This is a genomic window from Stenotrophomonas sp. GD03777 (assembly GCF_029842485.1).
GTDB classification, from domain to species: Bacteria; Pseudomonadota; Gammaproteobacteria; order Xanthomonadales; family Xanthomonadaceae; genus Stenotrophomonas; species Stenotrophomonas sepilia.
This window is the reverse complement of sequence record NZ_JAOCGL010000067.1, coordinates 1-22,573: the sequence shown is the minus strand read 5'-3', so window position 1 is coordinate 22,573 and position 22,573 is coordinate 1. Positions and strand designations below refer to the sequence as shown.

Sequence of the window (22,573 nt, the reverse complement as noted above, 5' to 3'; positions counted from 1 at the left end):
TCTCAAACCCTACGGATATTCAGACACATGCTTGAACAGACGCTCGATCACCTGCAGGCTCTGGTGTCGTTCGACACCCGCAACCCGCCGCGTGCGATCACCACCGGTGGCATCTTCGATTACCTGCGCGACAACCTGCCTGGCTTCAACGTCGAGGTGATCGACCATGGCGCGGGTGCGGTCAGCCTGTACGCCGTGCGTGGGACGCCGAAGTACCTGTTCAACGTGCACCTGGATACCGTACCGGACTCGCCGCACTGGAGTGCCGATCCGCATGTGATGCGGCGCTTGGACGACCGTGTGGTCGGCCTGGGCGTGTGTGACATCAAGGGCGCCGCCGCTGCACTGGTGGCGGCGGCCAACGCCAGCGATGGCGACGCCGCGTTCCTGTTCTCCAGCGACGAAGAAGCCAACGACCCGCGCTGCATCGCCGCGTTCCTGGCCCGTGGCCTGCCGTATGAAGCCGTACTCGTGGCCGAACCGACCATGAGCGAAGCGGTGCTGGCGCATCGTGGCATCAGCTCGGTGCTGATGCAGTTCGCCGGGCGGGCAGGGCACGCCTCGGGCAAGCAGGATGCGGCCGCCAGCGCATTGCACCAGGCCATGCGCTGGGGAAACCGCGCGCTGGATCATGTGGAATCGCTGGCTTCGGCGCGCTTTGGCGGACTGACCGGCCTGCGCTTCAATATCGGCCGCGTCGAAGGCGGCATCAAGGCCAACATGATCGCACCGGCTGCTGAGGTGCGCTTCGGGTTCCGCCCGCTGCCGTCGATGGACATCGATGGCCTTCTGGCGACCTTCGCCGGTTTCGCCGAGCCGGAAGCCGCCGTGTTCACCGAGACGTTCCGTGGTCCCAGCCTGCCCGCCGGTGACATCGCCGAGGCCGAGAACCGCCGCCTGCTGGCGCGCGATGTGGCCGACGCGCTTGAGCTGCCGATCGGCAATGCCGTGGATTTCTGGACCGAGGCGTCGCTGTTCTCGGCCGCTGGCTATACCACACTGGTATTCGGCCCGGGTGACATCGCCCAGGCACACACCGCCGATGAGTTCGTGACGCTGGACCAATTGCAGCGCTATACCCACGCCGTGCACCGGATCATCACCGCCGGCGCCTGATCGACCCCACAACGCCGCCATGCCCCGGGCATGGCGGAACTGCAACGCGGCGACCGCCGCCTGTGACGAAACCGAAATGTCTCCTGCCCTCCAGCCCCACCGCCAGACCCGCCAGACCATCGTGCGCCTGCTTTCCAGCATGGCCAGCGCGAAGGAGATCAGCCAGTACCTCAAGCGCTTTTCGCAGCTGGATGCCAAGCGCTTCGCCGTGGTCAAGGTCGGCGGCGCGGTGCTGCGCGACGATCTCGACGCGCTGACCTCTTCGCTGTCGTTCCTGCAGGAAGTCGGGCTGACCCCGATCGTGCTGCACGGCGCCGGCCCGCAGCTGGATGCCGAGCTGTCGGCGGCCGGCATCGAGAAGCAGACCGTGAACGGCCTGCGCGTGACTTCGCCGGAAGCATTGGCGATCGTGCGCCGGGTGTTCCAGCAGTCCAACCTGCGCCTGGTCGAGGCGCTGCAGCAGAACGGCGCACGTGCCACCTCGATCACCGGTGGCGTGTTCGAGGCCGAGTACCTGGACGTGGACACCTACGGCCTGGTCGGCGAGGTGAAGAAGGTCAACCTGGCACCGATCGAGGCCAGCCTGCGTGCCGGCTCGATCCCGGTCATCACCAGCCTGGGTGAAACCGCCGGTGGCCAGATCCTCAACGTCAACGCCGACTTCGCCGCCAACGAGCTGGTGCAGGAGCTGCAGCCGTACAAGATCATCTTCCTGACCGGCACCGGTGGCCTGCTGGACGAGGCGGGCAACGTGATCGATTCGATCAACCTGTCCACCGAATACGACCACCTGATCGCGCAGCCGTGGATCCACGGTGGCATGAAGGTGAAGATCGAACAGATCAAGGACCTGCTCGACCGCCTGCCGCTGGAATCGTCGGTGTCGATCACGCGTCCGGCCGACCTGGCCAAGGAACTGTTCACCCACAAGGGCTCGGGCACGCTGGTGCGCAAGGGTGAGAAAGTACTGCGCGCCACCGCCTGGAGCGAGCTCGACCTGCCGCGGCTGAAGGGCCTGATCGAATCCAGCTTCGGCCGCACCCTGGTGCCGGACTACTTCGAAAAGACCAGGCTGCTGCGTGCCTATGTCAGCGAGAACTACCGCACTGCGGTGATCCTCACCGACGAGGCCGAAGGCGTGTACCTGGACAAGTTCGCCGTGCTCGACGACGCGCAGGGCGAAGGCCTGGGCCGCGCGGTCTGGAACGTGATGCTGGAGGAGACACCGCAGCTGTTCTGGCGCTCGCGCCACGGCAACCCGATCAACCACTTCTACTACGCCGAGTCCGATGGCTGCTACAAGCAGGACCATTGGAAAGTGTTCTGGTTCGGCGCCGATGGCATCGACCGGATCAAGACCTATGTCGACCACTGCGCGCAGCGCGCACCGAGCCTGCAGGGCTGAGCGATGACCAATCCTGACGTTTGGAACACGGTGCCTACCCTGCGCGGCCAGCACGTGGCGCTGCAGCCGCTGCAGCTTGAGCATGTCCCCGGCCTGCGCGCTGCCCTCGAAGGCAGCGGCCTGGACCAGCTCTGGTACACCCAGGTGCCGTCACCGCAGCAGGTCGAGCACTATGTACAGGCCGCGCTGCAGGCGCACGCCGAAGGCAAGGTGCTGCCGTTCGTGATCCGCGACGCCGCCGGTGACATCATCGGCAGCACGCGCTTCTACGACATGGATGCCAGCGTGCCCAAGCTCAGCCTCGGCTACACCTGGTACACGCCGCGCGTGCAGCGCACCGGCGCCAACACCGAGGCCAAGCTCTTGCTGCTGCAGCACGCCTTCGAGGCCATGGGCTGCATCAGCGTGGTGCTGGAAACCAGCTGGTTCAACGTCACCTCGCGCACCGCCATCGCCCGCCTCGGCGCCAAGCAGGATGGCGTGCTGCGCAACCACAAGCGGCACGCCGACGGCACGCCGCGCGACACCGTCATCTTCTCCATCATCGATGCGGAATGGCAGGGCGTGAAGCGCCACCTGCAGTACCGCCTGGACAGTCACGCATGAACGATTCGACCTTCACCCTGGGCATCGTCGGTGCCCGCGGCCATACCGGCGCCGAGCTGATCAAGCTGGTGGCCGCCCACCCGCGGCTGAAGCTGGCTTTCGTCTCCTCGCGCGAGCGCGCCGGGCAGCGCCTGTCCGACCACCACCCGGAATTCCAGGGCGAGCTGCAGTACGAAAACCTGGACGCCGATGCGGTGGCGGCCAAGGGCGTGGACGCGGTGATCCTGGCCCTGCCCAACGGCCTGGCCGCGCCGTTCGTGGCTGCGCTTGAAACCGCGAAGCCGGACACCGTCATCGTCGACCTCTCGGCCGACTACCGTTTCGACAACAGCTGGTACTACGGCCTGCCGGAGCTGACCCGCGGCCGGTACAACGGCCAGAAGCACATCAGCAACCCGGGCTGCTATGCCACCGCGATGCAGCTGGCGGTGCATCCGCTGCTGGACCTGCTGGCGGGTCCGCCGCAGTGCTTCGGTGTCTCCGGCTACTCCGGTGCCGGTACTACGCCGTCGGACAAGAACAACGTCGAACTGCTGGCCGACAACCTGATGCCCTACGCGCTGACCAACCACGTGCACGAGCGCGAGGTGTCCGTACAGCTGGGCGTGGCGGTCGAGTTCATGCCACACGTCGCGCCGCACTTCCGTGGCATCACGCTGACCGCCAACCTGTGGCTGAACCGCGTGCAGACCCGTGAGCAGATCGTCGAGCGCTTCCAGCAGGCCTATGCCGGTGAACCCTTGATCGAAGTGCTGGACGAAGCGCCGTGGGTCAGCCGCATCGCCGGCCGCCACGGTGCCCAGGTCGGTGGCTTCACGCTCGCGCCGGGCGGCAAGCGCGTGGTCGTGGTGGCGACGCTGGACAACCTGCTGAAGGGCGCGGCCACCCAGGCCATGCAGAACCTCAACCTCGCGCTGGGCATCGACGAACTGACGTCGATCCCGCACTGAACACGCATTCCGGAGCCCCCATGGCAGACCTTCTTTGGCAGAAGCCCGGCGTCGCCGTCGACGCCCAGATCCAGACCTTCCTCGCCGGCGACGACGTGATCCTCGACCGCGAGTTCTTCCTGCATGACATCGCTGCCAGCGCCGCGCATGCGCAGGGCCTGCAGCACATCGGCATCCTCAGTGCCGATGAGCTTGCCGGACTTCTGCGCGAACTGGAGATCCTGGCGCAGGACTTCCGCGAAGGCCGCTTCGTGCTGGATACGCAGTACGAGGATGGCCACTCGGCGATCGAAGCGCGCCTGACCGAACGCCTTGGTGATGCGGGTCGCAAGATCCACACCGGCCGCAGCCGCAACGACCAGATCCTGGTCGCCACGCGCCTGTGGCTGAAGGAGAAGCTGCAGCGCGTTGCCCAGCTCAGCACCGAAGTGGCAAAGGTCGCGCTGGACCGCGCGCAGGCCGAGAAGGACCTGCCGATTCCCGGTTATACCCACATCCAGCGTGCCGTGGTGTCCTCGGCCGGAATGTGGTGGGCGGGCTGGGCCGAGGCCTTCATCGACAACGCCATCCGCGCCCGTGACACCCATGCACTGGTCGATGCCAATCCGCTCGGCACCGCTGCCGGCTACGGCGTGAACCTGCCGCTGGACCGCAAGCACACCACCGCCGCGCTGGGCTTCGCGCGCATGCAGATCTCGCCGATCTACGCGCAGCTGTCGCGTGGCAAGTTCGAGCTGGCTGCACTGGAAGCGCTCGGTGGCGCCACGCTGGACCTGCGCCGCATTGCGTGGGACCTGTCGCTGTTCACCAGCGCCGAGTTCGGCTTCGTCGCGCTGCCGGCGCAGTACACCACCGGCAGTTCGATCATGCCCAACAAGCGCAATCCGGATGTGATCGAGCTGATGCGCGCCACCCACGCCAGCGTCGCCGCTGCGCGCACCGAGATCGAGCAGCTGCTGTCGCTGCCGTCCGGCTACCATCGCGACCTGCAGTCGTCCAAGGGTGCCATCTTCCACGGCTTCGGCCGTGGCCTGGCCGCGCTGGAGCTGCTGCCGGCGCTGCTGGCCAACCTGGAATGGCGCGACGACAGGCTGCGTGCGGCGATCGATTCGGGCATGTATGCCACCGACGTGGCGGTGGAAGCGGCCGTGGCCGGTGTGCCGTTCCGCGAGGCCTACAAGGCCGCTGCGGCCGGTGCCGACAGTGCAGGGCAGGGACGCACGCCGGAAGGCAGCCTGGCTGCGCGTGTATCGCCGGGCTCGGCCGCTGACCTGCGCCTGGACGAACTTCGCGCGCGCTGGCAGGCGTTGTCCTGATGGCGGCCACGGTGTATCTGGTGCTGGCGATGCGCCGGCCGGACTTCAACGATGCAGCGGTGCAGCCGCATCGTGATTTCCTCGATGCGTTGCAGGCGCAGGGCAAGCTGCAGCTGACCGGTGGCTTCGCCGATGGCAGCGGTGGCGCCTACGTGCTGTGCAACGTGGACAGCCTGGCGCAGGCGCGGGCCATCGTCGCCACCGATCCGCTGGTGACGATGCAGGCCTCCGACCTGACCGTGCACGAATGGAACACCCGCTGAGAGCCTGACCGATGATCCAGCACGCTGCCCTTGTCGCCTCGCCGTTCCCCGAACAGGTGCTGCCGCCGTGGCGGCGTGCGGTGCTCAAGGTCGGCAGCAGCCTGCTGGCAGCCGATGGCGGCGGCCTGTCGCCACGCCACGCGCTGGGCCTGGCGCAGTTCGTCTCGGCCAATCTCCTGGCCGGGCGCGAGGTGGTGATCGTATCTTCCGGCGCGGTCGCTGCCGGGCGCGCAATCCTGCCTCGGGCCGATGAGCCTGGCGCGGCGATGGCGGCGAGGCAGGCCCTGGCCGCGCTCGGCCAGGCCCAGCTGATCGGGCTCTGGCAGCGCTTCTTCGAGCGCCCGGTGGCGCAGGTGCTGCTGACCCACGACGACCTGCGCAACCGCCGCCGCTACCTCAATGCACGCGCCACGTTGAGTGAACTGTTGCGCCTGGGCGCATTGCCGGTGGTCAACGAGAACGACACCGTGTCGGTGGATGAGCTCAAGCTCGGCGACAACGACAACCTGGCTGCCACCGTGGCGGCGCTGGTCGACGCCGATGCGCTGTTCATCGCCACCGACATCGATGGCCTGTACAGCGCCGACCCGCGCACCGTGGCCGATGCGCGGCCGTTGCACGACGTGCCGGAACTGGGTGACGAGGTGCTGGCGATGGCGGGCGGCGCCGGCTCGCGCGCCGGTACCGGCGGCATGCGCACCAAGCTGGAGGCGGCGGCGAAGGCCGGACGCCTGGGCATCGAAACCTATCTGTTCAATGGCCGCAGCGGTGACGTGGTGCGCGCGCTGGCGCAGGACCGCCTGTTCGGCACCCGCATCCATGCCGCACGCAGCCGCGAGGCCGCCCGCAAGCACTGGCTGCGGCATGCACCGCTGGCCGAGGGTGTGATCGTCATCGATGCCGGTGCGGCACAGGCGATGCGCGAGAAGGGCGCCTCGCTGCTGCCCGGTGGCATCACCGGTGCAGAGGGCGTGTTCCGCCGTGGCGACATGGTGCAGGTGTGCTGGAACGCGCCGCAGGGCCGTGTCTGCGTCGCGCGCGGCGTCAGCCAGTACGCGGCCGATGATGTGCGCCGGATCGCCGGCCGCCATTCGCGCGACATCGAGGCCGTGCTCGGCTACAACTACGGCGGCAGCGTCGTCCATCGCGACGATCTGGTGCTGCCATGACCGGTTTGAAGGACACACCGATGAGCGAGATCGAAGCGCAGGCGCGTGCCTGCCGTGACGCGGCCCAGACCGTTGCCGGCCTCGACAGTGCGACGCGCCGCACGCTGCTGCTGGCGATGGCCCAGGCACTGGAAGTGAATGCCGGGCTGATCCTGGCCGGTAATGCGCGCGACCTTGCGGCTGCGCGCGAGAAAGGCATTGGCAGTGCCATGCTCGACCGCCTGGCGCTGGACCCGGCACGCCTGTTCGCGATGGCCGAAGCCGTGCGAGAGGTCGCCGCGCTGCCCGATCCCGTCGGCCAGATCACCCGCGACGATGTGCGTCCAAACGGCATCCGCGTGCAGAAGGTGCGCGTGCCGCTGGGCGTGATCGCGATGATCTACGAGGCGCGCCCGAACGTGACCGCCGAAGCGGCCGCGCTGTGCCTGAAGGCCGGCAATGGCGTGATCCTGCGCGGTGGTTCCGAAGCGATCCACTCCAACACCGCCATCGCCCAGGCGCTGGCCGGCGCCCTGCAGGCCAATGGCGTACCGGCGGCGGCAGTGACCGTGCTGACCGACCTGCGCCGCGAAGCAATGCTGGAACTGCTGCAGCTGCATGAACTGATCGATCTGGCGATTCCGCGCGGCGGCGAAGGCCTGATCCGCTTCGTTGCCGAGCATGCGCGGGTGCCGGTGATCAAGCACTACAAGGGTGTCTGCCACCTGTTCGTGGATGCCAGCGCCGACCTCGGCAAAGCCATCGACCTTCTGGTGGACGGCAAGTGCAGCCGTCCGTCGGCCTGCAACTCGCTGGAAACCCTGCTGGTGCATCGTGATGTGGCCGAAGCCTTCCTGCCGCGCGTGGCGCAGGCGCTCGGTGAGCGTGGCGTGGAGCTGCGCGCCGACACGAGCGCGCAGCCGCTGCTGCCGGGCAGCACCGCCGCCAGCGAAGACGACTACGCTGCCGAGTTCCTCGACCTGGTGCTGGCCGTGCGCGTGGTTGATGACCTCGAGGCGGCCATCGCGCACATCCGTGCCTATACCTCCGACCATACCGAAGTGATCGCCACCGAAGACGCCGGCCATGCCGAGCGCTTCGTCACTGCGCTGCGCTCGGCGGTAGTGATGGTCAATGCCTCGTCGCGCTTCTCCGACGGTGGCCAGCTGGGCCTGGGCAGCGAGATCGGCATTTCCACCACGCGCCTGCATGCGTACGGCCCAATGGGCCTGGAAGCACTCACCGTCGAACGATTTGTTGTGCGCGGCGAAGGGCAGACGCGCAAATAGATCCACGCGATGCGCGGATGCACTTCGCGGTAGACCCCGGTGCCGACCAAGGTCGGCGCCCACCAGGCCCAAGCGCCGACCAGGATCGGCAGCTACCAAAGCAAGCGCCGACCCGGGTCGGCGACTACCGGGGCGTCACCCCACCTCGCGGCGGATACCGATCGGCCGCGCGTGATCGTCCATGTGCAGCGTGGCGGCCTTGCAGCCCAGCAGGCGCTCGGCAAGGCCGGTGCTGGCACCCAGATCGGCCGCGACTTCATTGAGGCTGGCCAGTGGCCGCGGCAGGCGTCGCTCGTGGCCACGGAAGCGCGCGCGGTTGTACTCGGCCCAGCCGATCAGCAGCACGCTGGCACACAGCAGCATCAGCGGCAGTGCCACCAGCACATAGGGGTCGAACTGGCTTTGCCGTTCGTACAGCTGCTGCCAGGCCAGCTGGCCGCCGATCAGCCACGAGAACAGGGTCACCAACGGTGCCCACAGGTAGAAGTAGAACCCCCAGAACGCGAGGGTGACGAAGCCCCAGGCGGTGCGCTGGAAGCGTGGTTGGCGATGCGGCTTGCGGATCATCCGCGAGTCGAAGCGGTTGGACGGGCGTTGTGCGTTCATCGGATCCCCCGATCGGGACTGGTCCAGGTGGCGCGCTTGCTGCGACGGCGCAGCAGGGTCTTCGGCAACGCCACCAGGGTGGTGGAAAGACTGATCAGCCAGTACGCCATCGGGTACCAGATGACCCAGAAGTAGTTGCGTCCAATCTGTGTTTCGTAACGACGGTCGATGATCAGGCTGCTGGCGAACTGCATCAGGCAGACCAGGGCCAGGATCACGCCATGCCATTGCGGCAGCAGGCTGGCGATGTACAGCTGCGGCGGCATGTCGATGAGCTTGCCCAGCACCCACAGCACCACGATGAACAACATGGTGTAGGCCCAGATAACGCTCAGCACGTACTCCAGCAGCACGCCCCACATGCGCCGCTCCTTCCAGTGCAGCAGTGAACGCGCATGCCGCAGCATCACTTCCACGCCACCCTGCGCCCAGCGCAGCCGTTGCCGCCACAGGCCCTTCAGCGTTTCCGGCATCAGGATGAAGCACAGCGCGTTGGGTTCGTAGCGGATGTCCCAATGCGCCCGCTGCAGGCGCCAGCTGATGTCGATGTCCTCGGTCACCATGTCGTCCGACCACCAGCCGACCTGGTGCAGGGCGGTGCGGCGAAAGCCTGCGATCACTCCGGAGATGGTGAAGATGCGCCCGTACACGCGCTGCGCGCGCTTGATCATGCCGATGATCGACGAGAACTCGGCCACCTGCAGGCGTCCGAGCAGGGTGGAGCGGTTGCGGATGCGCGGATTGCCGGTCACCGCGCCGACCCGGTTGCCGCTCACCAGGTGCCAGATCATCCAGTGCAGCGCGTGCTCCTCCAGCATCGCGTCGCCATCGATGCACACCAGGTACTCCGAACGCGCGGCGAGTGCACCCATGCGCAGCGCATTGGCCTTGCCCAGGTTGCGGTCCAGGTGCAGCACGCGCAGCCGTGGGTGCTTCGCCGCCAGCACGTCGAGCCGGGCGCCGGTGTCATCACTGCTGCCATCGTCGATGGCGATCACCTCGTAGTCGGCCGGATAGCGCTGTGCCAGCGCCGCGCCGAGCGTGTCGTCGAGGTTCGCGGACTCGTTGTGACAGGGAATCAGCAGGCTCGCGAACGGTGGATCGACCATCAGCGGCGGGTCGTTGCGTGGGCGCGAATGGCGTTCGCGCCGGAAGTAGTAATACAGGCCGCCCGACATCCAGAAGAACGCCATCACCATCGGGTAGTAGAAGGCGAACTGGAACAGGACCTGCAGCAGCGGATGCATGTCCATGTCACTTCTCCGGGTACGGGAAGTTGCCGGCGGACATCGCCGCGCGGGCATCATGGGTGGAAGGCTGGCCGGCGATGAAGTCATCCGGGTACCAGGCGAAGTGGTGCACGCCCTGCGCCTGCAGCTGGCGGATCTGCGCGCGCAGCCGCTCGGCGGGAATCGGTTGCCCGCTGCGCCAATCGACGGTCTGCAGTTCGAACAGGGTGTGCTGCAACTGGGGATCGTGCGCGCGCACCGCGGCCAGCAGCTGGTCGAGCCAGCGTTCCGGATGCCTGCTGCCTTCCATCCACGGCATCGCCATCAGTGCGGTCTGGTCGTAGGCCTTGTTGAACAGGTCCAGGCGCTGCGCGAACCAGGCCTCGCTCTGCGGACGCAGCACCGGCTCCGCGTACAGGTTGCGCACCGTGGCCAGCTTCGGCCGCCAACGCTGCGCACTGTCGCGCAGGGCCAGGGTGAAGTCGATCAGCGCCTGTGTGCGTGCGCTGCCGTCCGTACCGGCCGACAAGGTGGGCAGCTCGGTGTCGCGCAGGTAGCCATCATCATGGAAGAGCAGGCCTTCGAAATACGAATTGACGGCCAGATCCTCGTAGATGTCGAGCATGATCTGGCGTGCCTTCGGATTGGTGAAGTCCAGCCGGTACATGCCGTCGGCATCACCGTTGTGGATCGCCAGTGCCTTGCGCTGCACGGGGTCGGGCAGCTCGAAGCCGAGCACCGGCAGCCATGCGTAAACCTTCACCCCCGCGCGCGACTTCAGCTGCCAGGCGACCCGGCTGAACAGGTCCGCGCGCATCGGCATGTGCCGGTTGGGGAAGTACAGTGCATCGGCGGTGTTGTTGCCGTCCGGATCGGCGAACGCCTGCAGGTAGACGTGGGTGGGCGAGATGCGCTTGACCCGCTCGATCAGCGCATCGAGGTTGCGCCCCTGCTGCGCCGGGTCCGGGTCGTATACATCATCCAGGTCGACCTGCAACGCGCGGATGCCGTCGAGCGCAACGTCGCGCCGCAGCTCGTAGGCCAGGCCTTCCACGGTCGGGTTGTCGCTGACCAGGAAGCGCGCCAGGCCATGCAGGTCGCTGGCCACCGGCGTGCTGCGGCCCTCCAGATCGAAGGACACCGGCATGCCCAGCTGTTCGGCGATGTCATTGCTCAACTGGTTGTAGGCCGCGTACGGCCAGACGATGGCGCGCGGGCGCACGCCCAGGTGCTGCTCGATGCGCTGCACGCTGCGCGCGAGGTCGGTGCGCAGGCGCTGCCCATACTGCGCTTCAGTCTCGTAGCTGCGCGTGGCCGGCCGGTAGATGCGGGTGACCACCGCTGGCGTCGAATTGCCCTGCGGATTGGCAAGCACTCCGTGGTGCAGGTCGTCGGTATGGCTGGCCACTTCGATCAGGCCGCTGTCGTGCATCTGCTTCAGCTGCGCCCAGGTAACGAAGTCATCGTGGCCGAACGGCCGGTAGCCATAGTCGATCGTGCGCCCGGGTGCCATGTCCACGTAATCGGTGATCACTGCCACCAGCGCCGGGTAGCGGTACGCCTGCAGCAGCGGGAACGCCTTGTCGTAGACGCTGCGCAGGCCATCATCGAAGGTCAGCAGTACGGGTTTCGGTGGCAGCGTGGCGCGTCCCTGGGAGGCGTCGATCACCTGCGACAGCGAGACCGGGTGATAACCATGCGCGCCGAGCCAGTCCAGGTGTGCGGCGAAGTTCTGCGTGCTCACCGCATAGGTATCGGCATCGCCCTTGGCCGCGACCCGGTCGCGGATGTCGTGGTAGCTAAGGATCAGCAGGCCGTTGTCAGTGGCATCGAGATGCAGGGCCTGCTGCGCGAACGCCGGCGGCGTGGCGGCCAGCAGCAGGAGCACGATCAGTCGCAGGATGCGGGCCATGTCACTCTCCCCAGCGCAGTGCGGCTTCGAAGCCGATATGACGCTCGCGGTGGCCGTCGTAGACCGGCCGCGACCAGCGCACGCCGTACTCGAACACGCGGCCCTGGCCCAGCTGCCATTCGTGCATGTAGGACACCGAAGGGACCAGAGCGCTGCCGAAGCCGTCCTGCCAGTAGTCACCCAGCGAGACCGTCAGGCGGTGCCGGAAGTGGCGCTCGTAGTGCCGCCACAGCTGCTGGTCGATGCGCAGCCCGATCTCGACCATGCGGTCGCGCTTCGGGTTGAAGTAGGGCGCGTCGTCGCGGCTGCCCCGGCTGGTGTAGGCACTGGCCAGGCCGTCGATCAACCAGCGCGGGCGGGTCAGCAGGCGCTGTTCGATGCTGGTGCTGAACAGCTCGCGGTGGTTGCCGTCGTCGTAGCGGAAGCGGCTGGCGCCGAACATCCAGTGGGTCAGCTCGCTGCGCCGGTAGTCGACCTGCGCGCTCACGCTGTCAGCGGTGATGCCCGCCACGCGCGCCTGCATCGAGGCTTCCGGGTCATTGCGTGCGGCCACCAGCCCGGCATGCCAGTAATCGTTGAACTGCCAACCCACGCCGATGCGCAGGCCGGTATCGCCAATGTGGTCGTTGGCGCGCAGTACCGCCGCTTCCGCATCCAGCTGGCCGAAGCGGTAGCGTACGCCCGCGCCCAGCCACAGCGGGTCGATGCGCTGGTCCTGGAAGTCGACCGAGCGCCTGTCGGCCAAGGCGAATAACCGCCAGCGGTCGTCGAGTACCGGTGTCTGCACTTCGACCCCGTAGTGACGGTCGTTGTTGCCCAGCGGCGAGGTGCCGCCACCGCCGGAGCTGCGACCAATGTCGGTCCATGCCTTCAGCTGCCAACCGCGATGCGCCCGCCAGGCCTGGTCCATGCGTTCGACGGCGGGTTGGGTCGGGTAGCGTGCGACAAGATCGTCGTGCAGTGGCCTTGCCAGGTCATCGCGCTGCAGGGCGACGTAGGCCTCCTCCATGCCCAGCCGCGGCTCGATGTCGCGAGGGTCCAGCGCATGTGCCATCTGCTGGCGCTGCAGTGCCATGCGTGGCCATCCGCGCATCATGTACACGCTGCCCAGCGCGCTCTGCAGTCCACCGTTGCCCGGTGCGATCTCCACCATTGATTCCAGGTCGCGCTGCGCGGTGGGCAGGTCACCGCTGTAGGCGCGTACCATCGCCAGGTTGAGGTCAGCTTCGTAGCGCGACCAGTTCGCGTATGGGGATTTGCCATTGCTCCAGCGCCACGCTGGTTCCTTGTCGCGCCATGCCTGCAGCAGGTCGATCGCCTTTTCCTGCTGCTCGCTTTCCAGGTAGGCGTAGGCCAGTTCCGAATGCGAGGCGTCGCGCGCCGGATCGCCAGCGACGGCCGCCTGCAGCACCGGGATGGCTTCTTCCGGGTGCAGGGTGCCCATCAGCGAATCGCCGACCGCAGGCAGCACATAGTCGGGCAGGGCATGTCCTTCGGCCTGCAGTGCGCGGGCTTCCTCGCGCACCTGCGCATGGCGGCCCAGCCGGTTGAGCAGGATCAGCCGGTCCATGCGGACGCGAAGCGGCGCCTGCGCGGGCGGGGTGCCTTCGCTGCCCAGGTAGCGCTGCATGCGCGCCAGGGTCGATTCGGCTTCTTCCAGGCGGCTGTCTTCGCTGCTGCTGTAGGCCAGGCTCCACACCACCCGCTTGGCCAGGTAGTCGCCTTCGATGCGCTGCTTCTGTGCAGCGTCGAACAGCTGCGGGCGCTGCTGGTACAGCTCCCAGGCGCGCCAGGCGTTGCCGATGTCGCCCAGGGTCAGTACGCGCAGCTTGAACAGCAGGTCGTCGTTGGGTCGCTCTTGGCTGGCGCGCTCGATCGCGCCGAGGGCATCCAGCCAGCGGGCCTGGTCGCGGTAGCGGCCGATCTCGGCCAGGGCCGCCTCGCGGTCAGGCGGGGCAGCGCTGCTGGCCCAGGCCAGGACGGTACAGGCAAGGCCGACGCAGAGCGCCAGCCGGCGGTGGACAACCATTGGGGACCCCCTTGGCTTCCGAACCAGACAACCTGAGAAATGTGACGCATATCACATGCCAGCTTTTGGCGTGGCCGTGGCCCGCGTCACTCCCTTCGTGCATTCCCGTCCAGCAAGGACGGATACAAACCCGGACAGCGACCTGCAATGTCTTGTCTGAAACGAGAGTCCCCCGCACACCGAATGGTGGCCTGGGCGGCGCTGCCGCCCCCATGCCCGATGCCGGCACGCGGCAAGGATGGGCATTCGTGGGCACTATCCGCCCGGAATTGTCAGCCCGGCGTCAAAATGCGCAGACGGGCTGACGAGCGGTAGGTGGGGCCGGTTGCAAGGCCCTGCGCGGCTTACCAGAGGTCTTCCAGCTTGCGCGGCTTGCAGGCCACCCAGGAGGCGCACAGCATCAGGGTGGCGCAGCCGAACAGGAAGCTGAACGGGAGCGTCCAGCCGTTGCTGACCGTATGCAGCCAGCCGACCAGGAACGGCCCGAGGCAGCTGAAGCTGTAACCCACGCCCTGCATGAAGCCGGACAGTGCCGCCGAGCCGGTGGGGGTGCGCGTGCGCAGGTTGATCAGGGTCAGCGCCAGCGGGAAGGTGGATGGACCGACGCCGAGCAGGCACGCCCACAGCAGGGGGGCCTTCATCGGTGCCAGCAGCAGGCCGGTGAAGGCGATCACGAACGAGAAGAAGCCGATCAGCACCAGCGGAAACGGGTTCTGCATGCGAACTGCCATGGATGGAATGACCAGCGACGGCAGCAGCCCGAGCGCCGAGAACACCGCCACCATCACGCCACCAAAGGCCGGTGTGCCGCCGGCCTCGACCACGATGCGTGGCAGCCAGGTGAACATCGAATAGGTCATCAGCGAAGTCATGCCGAACATCAGCGTCATGCTCCAGCCCAGTGAGGTGCGCCAGACTTTCCCATGCGGCTGTGCGGTCGGGTCGATGGCATCTGCCTGCGGCTTCGGTGCGCGCCTGGCCAGAACCAGCCACGGCAATGCTGCGGCCAGTGCCAGCAGTGCCCACATGCCCAGCGACACGCGCCAGCCAGCGGCGTTGGCCACCGGTACCGCCAGCAATGCGGGCAGCATGGTGCCCAGCTGCAGCACGCTGATGTAGAGCGTGCTCATGGTGCCGACCTTGTTGGCGAAGTAGCGCTTCACCAGCGGCGGCACCACCACGTTGCCGATGCCCATGCCGGCCAGTGCCAGCACCGAACCGAGCAGCAGCGTGCCGACGTTGCCGGCGCTGGAGCGCAGCAGCAGGCCAGCCATCGCCATCACCATCGCCAGCAGGGTGGTGCGCTCCAGGCCCAGGCGCCGCGCCAGCGTCGGCGTGGCCACGCCGAACAGCGCGAACGAGGCGGTCGGCAGCATGCCCAGCACGCCGGTCATGGTGGTGCCGAAGCCGAACTGCTGGCCGAGTACGTCCAGCAGCGGGGTGATCGAGGTAACCGCAGTGCGCAGGTTGGCCGCTGCCAGCAGGATCGCGGCAAACGCGAGGACACGACCGTGCAGCAGCGACGGCGAATCGGAAGTGGAGGAACTCATCGGTGGTCCTTGCAGGTGTCGCACGCCGGGGCAATGGCATGCAGCGCCGGCATCGGTCTACGCCGAAGCGGCAGGTGGGGGAGGGGCTGCTGGCGGGCCGGCAGCGCGGCCATTGTACGTGCGCTGCCTGGCAAGGTCCCGTCATGCGGGAGGCCTGGCGCCTGGTACAAAAAAACCCGGAGGACAGTGATGTCTTCCAGGCTTCTTGGTGACCACCGAAGTGGTCGGGGAGACAGGATTCGAACCTGCGACCTCTACGTCCCGAACGTAGCGCTCTACCAGACTGAGCTACACCCCGAAGGGAGCCGCCTATTCTAGCGATTCATCCCGATGGCGGCAAGGGGTGAACGCTGTTTTCTTCACACCGCAAAAGCGGTGCCACTTCAGGGAACAAAAAAGCCTGGGCGACATCACCAGGCTTCAATGCGACCACCGAAGTGGTCGGGGAGACAGGATTCGAACCTGCGACCTCTACGTCCCGAACGTAGCGCTCTACCAGACTGAGCTACACCCCGAAGGAGCCGCCTAAGATACCGTGTGAAGGCCAAGGCGGCAAGGTCTTTTTACATCTCAGCGACGATTTTCGTTCTCGATGCGGTTCTGCTCGCGGGCTTCGAACCACATGCCGTTGAGGATGGCCACCGTCGAGGCGAGGCCGGCACCGAGAATCCAGGCGAAATACCACATGATCAGTCTCCTTCATTCCGGGTAGGTGCCGACCGTTGGTCGGCACACGTGCAAGCAATCAATACGCGTTGGGGTTGTTGCCCATCTCTTCGGAGGTGGTCTTGCCCTTCAGCACGCGGTACACCCAGGTGGTGTAGGCGAGGATGATCGGCAGGAACACCGCCGTGGCCAGCAGCATGATCCACAGGGTCAGGTGGCTGGACGAGGCATCCCACACGGTCAGGCTGGAGGTGGGCTGGCTCGAGGACGGCAGCAGGAACGGGAAGATGGCGAAGCCGACGGTCAGGATGATGCCGGCGATGGCCGCACCGGAGGCGATGAAGGCCAGGCCACCACGACGGGCCCGCAGCAGCACCGCACTGGCCAGCAGGCCGGCCAGGCCGAGCAGGGGGGCCAGGATCGTGGCCGGCATCGCGCTGTAGTTGCGCATCCAGCCACCGGCGGCGCCGAGTTCGGCGGTCTTCAGCAGCGGATTGGTGGCGCCATCGGTAACCACCTGCGAGGTGATCTGGTAACCCGGCAGGCCGAAGGCCACCCAGGCGCCGCCCACCGCGAACAGCACGAAGGCGATGATCGCCGCGATGCTGCCGAATCGGGCGGCACGCTCGGCCACCGCGCCGTCGGTCTTGATCACCAGCATGGCGGCACCGTGGGCGACCAGCATCGACACGCTCAGCAGGCCGGCCAGCAGCGCGAAGGGCATCAGCAGGCCGAAGAACGAGCCGGTGTAGAAGATGCGCATGCTGTCATCGAAATGGAACGGCACGCCCAGCAGCACGTTGCCCACTGCCACGCCCATGATCAGCGCCGGGATGAAGCCACCGATGAACAGCGCCCAGTCCCAGGTGTTGCGCCAGCGTTCGCTGGGCATCTTGCTGCGGAACTTGAAGCCGACCGGGCGCAGGATCAGGGCGAACAGGATCACGAACATCGCCAGGTAGAAGCCAGAGAAGCTGACCGCGTACAGCGGCGGCCAGGCGGCGAAGATGGCGCCGCCACCCAGGATCAGCCACACCTGGTTGCCTTCCCAGACCGGGCCGATGGTGTTGATCACCCGGCGGCGTTCGGCGTCAGTGCGGGCGACGAAGGGCAGCAGGGTGCCCACGCCCAGGTCGAAACCATCCATCACGGCAAAACCGATCAGCAGGATGCCGAGCAGCAGCCACCAGATCACGCGCAGCGTGGTGTAGTCCAGAAGAATGAAATCCATCTTGGTTCTCCTGCCTCAGGCCTGGCCGGCGACCGGCGCCGAGGCATTGTGGGAAGCATGCGGCTGGGGCGACTGCAGCGATGGCAGCAGCTCGTCCGGACCCTTGCGGATCGCCTTGAGCATCAGCTTGATCTCGACCACGATCAGCGCGGTGTAGATGGCGGTGAAGCCGGCCAGGGTCAGCACGATTTCATGCAGGGCCAGCCCCGATGCCGCATAGAAGGTTGGCAGCACGCCATCGACCGCCCACGGCTGGCGACCATACTCGGCCACGAACCAGCCGCACTCGATCGCGATCCACGGTGCCGGCAGCGTCCACAGGGCCAGCTTGAGGAACCAGCGCTTGTCCTGGAAGTTGTTGCGGCAGGAGTAGTAGAAGGCCAGTGCGAAGAAGGCGATCAGGTAGAAGCCCAGGCCGGCCATCACGCGGAAGGTCCAGAACAGTGGCATCACGCGCGGCACCGTGTCCATCGCCGCCTGCGAGATCTCCTGCGGGGTGGCGTTGAGGATGTCATCGCGATAGCGCTTGAGCAGCAGGCCGTGGCCCAGGTCCTGCCAGTGGCGGTCGAACATCTCGCGTGCTTCGACGTCGTTCTTGTTCGCACGCAGGCGTTCCAGCGCGCCGTAGGCCAGCTGGCCGCCACGCACGCGGTGTTCGGCGCGCTCGACCAGTTCCAGGATGCCCGGAATCGGCTGGTTCAACGAACGGGTGGCGATCAGGCCCATCAGGTAGGGGATCTTCACCGCGTAGTCGTTCTGGTGGGTGTCCTGGTTCGGGATGCCGAAGGCGGTGAAGTCGGCCGGCGCACGCTCGGTCTCCCACATCGCTTCGATCGCGGCCAGCTTCATCTTCTGGTGTTCGCTGGCGGCGTAGCCACTCTCGTCACCCAGCACCACCACCGACAGCGAGGACAGCAGGCCGAACGCCGCGGCCACCGCGAACGAACGTCGGGCCAGGTCCTTGTGCTTGTTGCGCAGCAGGAACAGGGCACTGATCGCCATCACGAACACCGCACCGGTCACGTAGCCGGCGCTGACGGTGTGCACGAACTTGGCCTGCGCCACCGGGTTGAACACCACCGCCATGAAGTCGACCACTTCCATGCGCATGGTTTCCGGGTTGAACACCGCACCGGTCGGGTTCTGCATCCAGCCGTTGGCGACCAGGATCCAGATCGCCGACAGGTTGGTACCCAGCGCCATCAGCCAGGTCACCATCAGGTGCTTGACCTTGGTCAGGCGGTTCCAGCCGAAGAAGAACAGGCCGACGAAGGTGGCTTCCAGGAAGAAGGCCATCAGGCCTTCGATGGCCAGCGGCGCACCGAAGATGTCACCGACGTAGTGGCTGTAGTAGGACCAGTTCATGCCGAACTGGAATTCCATGACGATGCCGGTGGCGACGCCCATGGCGAAGTTGATGCCGAACAGGACGCCCCAGAACAGGGTCATCCTGCGCCAGATCTCCTTGCCGGTCATCACGTACACGCTCTCCATGATGGCCACCATGAAGGACAGGCCGAGGGTGAGCGGTACGAATAGGAAGTGGTACATCGCGGTCAGCGCGAATTGCAGCCGCGACAGTTCTACGACTGTCTGATCAATCATGGCCTGGCTACCTCGTTGGATAGTGCCGTTGCAGGTGGCGGGAAGGGTGGTCTACGACGTGAATGATGTGACCGACTACTTCAAACAGCCTTGATCCAGATCAATGTATGAACAGGTGCCCCGGTTGATCGTATGCCAACCTGATGAAGACTGCGACTGCTGGCCGCAGAGGCCGGCCATTGCCTGCGCCTACAATGCCGTGTCTCCCCCGTTGCCCGTGAAGACCCCTTGAGCGCTGCCGAAACCTCCTCCGTCGCCCTGTCCCAGGACGCCGAAACGACCCGCCAGCGGCGCGCCCGCAGCGCGTGGCTGGCCGATCTGGCGCGGCCTGCTCGAGGCCGCCAGCGGCTGGCGGCACTGTGCATCAGCCTGTCCGGTGCCCTGTTGATCGGCCAGGCGGCCGCCATCGCCTGGCTGGTGCAGCAGGTGCTGGTAGAGCGCGCGCCGCTGGCCTCGGGGTTGCCGGTGCTGGGCGGTCTGGCGGCGATCCTGGTGGCGCGCACGCTGCTGGGCAGCGCCACCCAGGCCGCCGCCGGTGATGTGGCCGATGCCGCGCGGTTGGCCCTGCGTGAACGCGTGTTCGGACGCCTGCTTGGCCTGGGGCCGCTGTGGCTGCGCCAGCGCCGCACCGGCGAACTGGGCGAACTGATGCTGCATCACGCTGATGCGATCGAGAGCTATTACAGCGGTTTCCTGCCGGTACGCACCGAAGTGGTGGTGGTGCCGCTGCTGATCCTGGCCGCCGTAGCCTGGGTCGACTGGGTGGTGGCGCTGATCCTGCTGTTCACTGCACCGTTGGTACCGTTCTTCATGATGCTGGTGGGCTGGGGGGCCGAAGCGGCCGGCCGCGCGCAGCTGGGTGAGCTGGCGCGGATGAGCGGCCATTTCGCCGACCGCATCAAGGGCCTGGGCCTGCTGCGCCTGTATGGCCGCGGCGAGGCTGAGCTGGAGGGGATCGAGGCAGCTGCCGAAGGCGTGCGCGTGCGCACCCTGAAGGTTCTGCGCATCGCTTTCCTTTCGTCCACGGTGCTGGAGTTCTTCGCCTCGGTCAGCGTGGCGATGGTCGCCCTGTACCTCGGGCTGAGCTATCTGGGCATGATGTCGCTGCATGCAGCGGTACCGACGCTGGGGGCGGGCCTGTTCTGCCTGCTGCTGGCGCCGGAATTCTATGCGCCGCTGCGACGGCTGGCCGCGCACTACCACGACCGTGCCAATGCGCTGGCTGCCGCTGCTGAGGTGGAGCGCCTGCTGCAGTCGCTGCCCGGTGAGCAGGGCCTGATCGAGAACGAAGCCGCGCCGCTGGCGGTGGAGCCGGCCGAGGCCGCGCTGCCGCCGCTGCGGGCACAGGGTCTAGTGCTGCGTCCGCTGGGCGCGCCGCACGATGTGCTGCAGGATCTGGACGTGCTGCTGGAACCGGGCCAGCGCCTGGCCCTGGTCGGTCCCAGCGGGTCCGGCAAGAGTACGTTGCTGGAGGCGCTGGCCGGTTGGCTGCCGCCGCGTGCCGGCAAGCTGCAGGTGCGTCCCGGCGTGCAGGTGGCCTATGCCAGCCAGCGTCCGTACCTGTTCCACGGCAGCATCGCCGACAACCTGCGCCTGGCCGATCCCGGCGCCAGCGATGCGCGCCTGCGCGCGGTGGCCGAGGCTTCGCAGGTACTGCAGTTTGCGCAGCGCCTGCCGCAGGGGCTGGATACGGTGATCGGCGAACGTGGCTTCGGCCTGTCCGGTGGTGAGGCGCGTCGCATCGGCCTGGCCCGCCTCCTGCTGCGTGATCCGCAGGTGCTGCTGCTGGACGAACCCACCGCGTTCCTGGATGCCGATACCGAAGCGGCATTGCTGCGCAGCCTGGCCGCATATGCACGTGGCCGCAGCGTGGTGGTCGCCACCCACAGCCCGGCGGTGATCGCCTGGGCCGATCGTTGCCTGCTGCTGCCGGAAGGCCGCCTGGTGGAACCGGCACAGGCGGTGCGCGCATGAGCCGTTCGCCCGATTCGCTGCGCGCGGTGTTCCTGCGCCATCGGCCGCGCCTGCTGCTCACCGTGCTGCTGCTGTGGACCACCATGCTGGCCGGCACCGCATTGCTAGGTCTGTCCGGTGGCTTCCTCACCGCCGCCGCGTTGGCTGGCGCGGCCGGCCTCGGCCAAGGCTTCAACTTCTTTTCACCGTCCGCTGGCATACGCGGGCTGACGATGGCGCGCATCGTGTCCCGCTATTTCGAGAAGCTGGTCGGCCACGACGCCACGCTGCGCATCGCCCGCGACCTGCGCGTGTGGTTCTTCCGCCGCGCGTTGCCGCTGGCACCCGCACGGTTGGGGGCTACGCGCACCGGCGACCTTCTGGCGCGCCTGCTCGGCGATATCGGTGAAGTGGACGGCCTGCTGGTGCGTGCGATCGGGCCGCTGGTGGCGTTGGGCGGATTGTCGCTGGTCGCGATCGTTTCGGCGGCACTGATCCTGCCGTCGGCTGCGGTGCTGATGGCGGTGCTGGCGCTGCTGATCGCCTTCGGCGTGCCGTGGCTGGGCGTGCGTGGCCATGACGACGAGGAGGCCGACCGTGCCGCGCATCGTGCCGCATTGCGTACCGCTGCATTCGAAGGGCTGGAAGGTGCGGGTGACCTGGCCGCGCTGCACGCCGATGCGGCCTGGCAGCTCAAGGTACGCGTAGCTGCCAAGCAGCTGGCCTCGCGTGATCGCCGCCGCCGCTGGCGCCTGATCGCGGCCTCGACGCTGCACGGTCTGGTTGCCGGGCTGGGGCTGGTGGCGATGCTGGCATTGGCCCTGCATGCGGCCGAACAGCAGCGCATCGCGCCGGAGATGGCCGCGGGCCTGGTGTTCCTGACCGTGGCGTTGATCGAGCTGTGGGCCGGCATGGGCCTGGCCTGGCAGTCGCTGCAGTCCGGGCGCATTGCCGCCGAGCGGTTGCAGGCCATCGTCGAGCAACCGCCGACGGTGGACGATCCGCAGGCGCCGCAGCCGGTACCGCAGGCCGCGCGCGTACAGTGGGATGACGTGCATTTCCAGTGGCCCGGTGCGGCGCGGCCGGTGCTGTCCGGCCTGCATCTGACCTTGGCGCCGGGCGAGCGCATCGCGATTCGCGGCGACAGCGGCAGCGGCAAGACCACGCTGTCCAGCCTGCTGCTGCGGCTGTGGGATCCGCAGCAGGGACGGCTGACCTACGGTGGCCGCGATCTGCGTGATTTCGCCCAGGCTGACTGGCACCGGCAACTGGCGTGGCTGCCGCAGAACGCGCCGGTGTTTGCCGGCAGCGTGGCCGAGAACCTGCGCCTTGGTGATCCCGATGCCAGCGACGCCGCGTTGTGGGCGGTGCTGCGCCGCGTGCGTCTGGGCGAATGGGCCGAGCGCAACGGCGGCCTGCAGGCCTGGGTGGGCGAGAACGGCGCGACGATGTCAGCCGGCCAGGCGCGGCGGTTGGCACTGGCGCGCGCGCTGCTGCGCAATGCGCCGATCCTGCTGCTGGACGAACCGACCGAAGGCCTCGACGTGGATACCGCACGCGCGTTGTTGCAGGACCTTTCCGGGTTGCTGGACGGGCGCAGCCTGTTGATGATCACCCACGACGACCTGCCCGAAGGCGTGGTCGATGCGCAGTACCGGTTGCGTGATGGGGTGTTGGAGCGCGAAGCGTGAAAACACCC

General features: G+C 67.2%; 18 protein-coding genes and 2 tRNA genes. 10 read left to right on the top strand and 10 right to left on the bottom strand.

The window, feature by feature from the left end:
* The first annotated feature begins 27 nt into the window (after window positions 1-27).
* The 8 genes from N5E02_RS14165 (at window position 28) to N5E02_RS14130 (ending at window position 8,093) form a co-directional block, all read left to right on the top strand.
* Window positions 28-1,116 carry an acetylornithine deacetylase gene (locus tag N5E02_RS14165; RefSeq protein WP_139727395.1) on the top strand — a complete coding sequence of 363 codons (1,089 nt, stop codon included), beginning with the start codon at window positions 28-30 and terminating at the stop codon, window positions 1,114-1,116.
* A 76-nt stretch (window positions 1,117-1,192) separates the two neighbouring features.
* Window positions 1,193-2,521: an acetylglutamate kinase gene (locus tag N5E02_RS14160; protein WP_065178251.1), complete on the top strand. Its 1,329-nt coding sequence runs from the start codon at window positions 1,193-1,195 to the stop codon at window positions 2,519-2,521.
* Window positions 2,522-2,524: 3 nt separating this feature from the next.
* A complete protein-coding gene (locus N5E02_RS14155; protein ID WP_065186041.1) occupies window positions 2,525-3,127 on the top strand; it encodes a GNAT family protein in 603 nt (200 codons plus the stop codon).
* Window positions 3,124-4,077, top strand: coding sequence for an N-acetyl-gamma-glutamyl-phosphate reductase (argC, locus tag N5E02_RS14150; RefSeq protein WP_065178253.1), 954 nt, complete (start codon window positions 3,124-3,126; stop codon window positions 4,075-4,077). Before N5E02_RS14155 ends, argC begins: the two co-directional genes overlap by 4 nt.
* Before the next feature lie 20 nt (window positions 4,078-4,097).
* On the top strand, window positions 4,098-5,393 hold the full coding sequence (argH, locus tag N5E02_RS14145; protein ID WP_065178254.1) for an argininosuccinate lyase: 1,296 nt from the start codon (window positions 4,098-4,100) through the stop codon (window positions 5,391-5,393).
* The gene (locus N5E02_RS14140; protein ID WP_065178255.1) at window positions 5,393-5,656 is read left to right on the top strand and encodes a YciI family protein; all 264 of its coding nucleotides are present in this window, start codon (window positions 5,393-5,395) and stop codon (window positions 5,654-5,656) included. Before argH ends, N5E02_RS14140 begins: the two co-directional genes overlap by 1 nt.
* Window positions 5,657-5,667: 11 nt before the next feature.
* Window positions 5,668-6,825, top strand: a complete 1,158-nt coding sequence (gene proB / locus N5E02_RS14135; protein WP_065186042.1) for a glutamate 5-kinase — start codon at window positions 5,668-5,670, stop codon at window positions 6,823-6,825.
* A complete protein-coding gene (locus tag N5E02_RS14130; RefSeq protein ID WP_279946388.1) occupies window positions 6,822-8,093 on the top strand; it encodes a glutamate-5-semialdehyde dehydrogenase in 1,272 nt (423 codons plus the stop codon). The genes proB and N5E02_RS14130 overlap by 4 nt, the downstream gene beginning before the upstream one ends.
* Before the next feature lie 135 nt (window positions 8,094-8,228).
* Here N5E02_RS14130 and pgaD read toward each other — a convergent pair whose 3' ends face one another.
* The 10 genes from pgaD to N5E02_RS14080 form a co-directional block, all read right to left on the bottom strand.
* The gene (gene pgaD, locus N5E02_RS14125; RefSeq protein ID WP_279946387.1) at window positions 8,229-8,699 is read right to left on the bottom strand and encodes a poly-beta-1,6-N-acetyl-D-glucosamine biosynthesis protein PgaD; all 471 of its coding nucleotides are present in this window, start codon (window positions 8,697-8,699) and stop codon (window positions 8,229-8,231) included.
* Complete coding sequence (gene pgaC, locus N5E02_RS14120) at window positions 8,696-9,952, bottom strand: poly-beta-1,6-N-acetyl-D-glucosamine synthase (protein ID WP_021204194.1); 1,257 nt, start codon at window positions 9,950-9,952, stop codon at window positions 8,696-8,698. The genes pgaD and pgaC overlap by 4 nt, the downstream gene beginning before the upstream one ends.
* Window position 9,953: 1 nt before the next feature.
* Window positions 9,954-11,840, bottom strand: a complete 1,887-nt coding sequence (gene pgaB / locus N5E02_RS14115; RefSeq protein WP_279946386.1) for a poly-beta-1,6-N-acetyl-D-glucosamine N-deacetylase PgaB — start codon at window positions 11,838-11,840, stop codon at window positions 9,954-9,956.
* Window position 11,841: 1 nt separating this feature from the next.
* Entirely contained in the window at window positions 11,842-13,869 is a 2,028-nt protein-coding gene (gene pgaA / locus N5E02_RS14110; protein ID WP_111097861.1) for a poly-beta-1,6 N-acetyl-D-glucosamine export porin PgaA, read from the bottom strand.
* Between the two features lie 344 nt (window positions 13,870-14,213).
* Window positions 14,214-15,419: an MFS transporter gene (locus N5E02_RS14105; protein WP_111097860.1), complete on the bottom strand. Its 1,206-nt coding sequence runs from the start codon at window positions 15,417-15,419 to the stop codon at window positions 14,214-14,216.
* A gap of 221 nt (window positions 15,420-15,640) precedes the next feature.
* Window positions 15,641-15,717: transfer RNA gene (locus N5E02_RS14100), tRNA-Pro, on the bottom strand.
* Between the two features lie 140 nt (window positions 15,718-15,857).
* Window positions 15,858-15,934, bottom strand: a tRNA-Pro gene (locus N5E02_RS14095).
* A gap of 55 nt (window positions 15,935-15,989) precedes the next feature.
* The gene (cydX, locus tag N5E02_RS14090) at window positions 15,990-16,106 is read right to left on the bottom strand and encodes a cytochrome bd-I oxidase subunit CydX (protein WP_021204639.1); all 117 of its coding nucleotides are present in this window, start codon (window positions 16,104-16,106) and stop codon (window positions 15,990-15,992) included.
* 58 nt (window positions 16,107-16,164) lie between these two features.
* Window positions 16,165-17,316, bottom strand: coding sequence for a cytochrome d ubiquinol oxidase subunit II (cydB, locus tag N5E02_RS14085; protein WP_058982786.1), 1,152 nt, complete (start codon window positions 17,314-17,316; stop codon window positions 16,165-16,167).
* Window positions 17,317-17,331: 15 nt separating this feature from the next.
* Complete coding sequence (locus tag N5E02_RS14080) at window positions 17,332-18,921, bottom strand: cytochrome ubiquinol oxidase subunit I (protein WP_279946385.1); 1,590 nt, start codon at window positions 18,919-18,921, stop codon at window positions 17,332-17,334.
* A gap of 228 nt (window positions 18,922-19,149) precedes the next feature.
* Between N5E02_RS14080 and cydD the strand changes: the two genes are divergently transcribed.
* Complete coding sequence (cydD, locus tag N5E02_RS14075; protein ID WP_065178265.1) at window positions 19,150-20,895, top strand: thiol reductant ABC exporter subunit CydD; 1,746 nt, start codon at window positions 19,150-19,152, stop codon at window positions 20,893-20,895.
* On the top strand, window positions 20,892-22,565 hold the full coding sequence (gene cydC, locus N5E02_RS14070; protein WP_188249607.1) for a thiol reductant ABC exporter subunit CydC: 1,674 nt from the start codon (window positions 20,892-20,894) through the stop codon (window positions 22,563-22,565). The genes cydD and cydC overlap by 4 nt, the downstream gene beginning before the upstream one ends.
* Window positions 22,566-22,573: the final 8 nt, after the last annotated feature.

Excerpts from the sequence above, each read along its gene's own strand:
- N5E02_RS14165 (WP_139727395.1), top strand. The coding sequence starts at position 28 with ATGCTTGAACAGACGCTCGATCACCTGCAGGCTCTGGTGTCGTTCGAC.
- N5E02_RS14160 (WP_065178251.1), top strand. The coding sequence starts at position 1,193 with ATGTCTCCTGCCCTCCAGCCCCACCGCCAGACCCGCCAGACCATCGTG.
- N5E02_RS14155 (WP_065186041.1), top strand. The coding sequence starts at position 2,525 with ATGACCAATCCTGACGTTTGGAACACGGTGCCTACCCTGCGCGGCCAG.
- argC (WP_065178253.1), top strand. The coding sequence starts at position 3,124 with ATGAACGATTCGACCTTCACCCTGGGCATCGTCGGTGCCCGCGGCCAT.
- argH (WP_065178254.1), top strand. The coding sequence starts at position 4,098 with ATGGCAGACCTTCTTTGGCAGAAGCCCGGCGTCGCCGTCGACGCCCAG.
- N5E02_RS14140 (WP_065178255.1), top strand. The coding sequence starts at position 5,393 with ATGGCGGCCACGGTGTATCTGGTGCTGGCGATGCGCCGGCCGGACTTC.
- proB (WP_065186042.1), top strand. The coding sequence starts at position 5,668 with ATGATCCAGCACGCTGCCCTTGTCGCCTCGCCGTTCCCCGAACAGGTG.
- N5E02_RS14130 (WP_279946388.1), top strand. The coding sequence starts at position 6,822 with ATGACCGGTTTGAAGGACACACCGATGAGCGAGATCGAAGCGCAGGCG.
- pgaD (WP_279946387.1), bottom strand. The coding sequence starts at position 8,699 with ATGAACGCACAACGCCCGTCCAACCGCTTCGACTCGCGGATGATCCGC.
- pgaC (WP_021204194.1), bottom strand. The coding sequence starts at position 9,952 with ATGGACATGCATCCGCTGCTGCAGGTCCTGTTCCAGTTCGCCTTCTAC.
- pgaB (WP_279946386.1), bottom strand. The coding sequence starts at position 11,840 with ATGGCCCGCATCCTGCGACTGATCGTGCTCCTGCTGCTGGCCGCCACG.
- pgaA (WP_111097861.1), bottom strand. The coding sequence starts at position 13,869 with ATGGTTGTCCACCGCCGGCTGGCGCTCTGCGTCGGCCTTGCCTGTACC.
- N5E02_RS14105 (WP_111097860.1), bottom strand. The coding sequence starts at position 15,419 with ATGAGTTCCTCCACTTCCGATTCGCCGTCGCTGCTGCACGGTCGTGTC.
- cydX (WP_021204639.1), bottom strand. The coding sequence starts at position 16,106 with ATGTGGTATTTCGCCTGGATTCTCGGTGCCGGCCTCGCCTCGACGGTG.
- cydB (WP_058982786.1), bottom strand. The coding sequence starts at position 17,316 with ATGGATTTCATTCTTCTGGACTACACCACGCTGCGCGTGATCTGGTGG.
- N5E02_RS14080 (WP_279946385.1), bottom strand. The coding sequence starts at position 18,921 with ATGATTGATCAGACAGTCGTAGAACTGTCGCGGCTGCAATTCGCGCTG.
- cydC (WP_188249607.1), top strand. The coding sequence starts at position 20,892 with ATGAGCCGTTCGCCCGATTCGCTGCGCGCGGTGTTCCTGCGCCATCGG.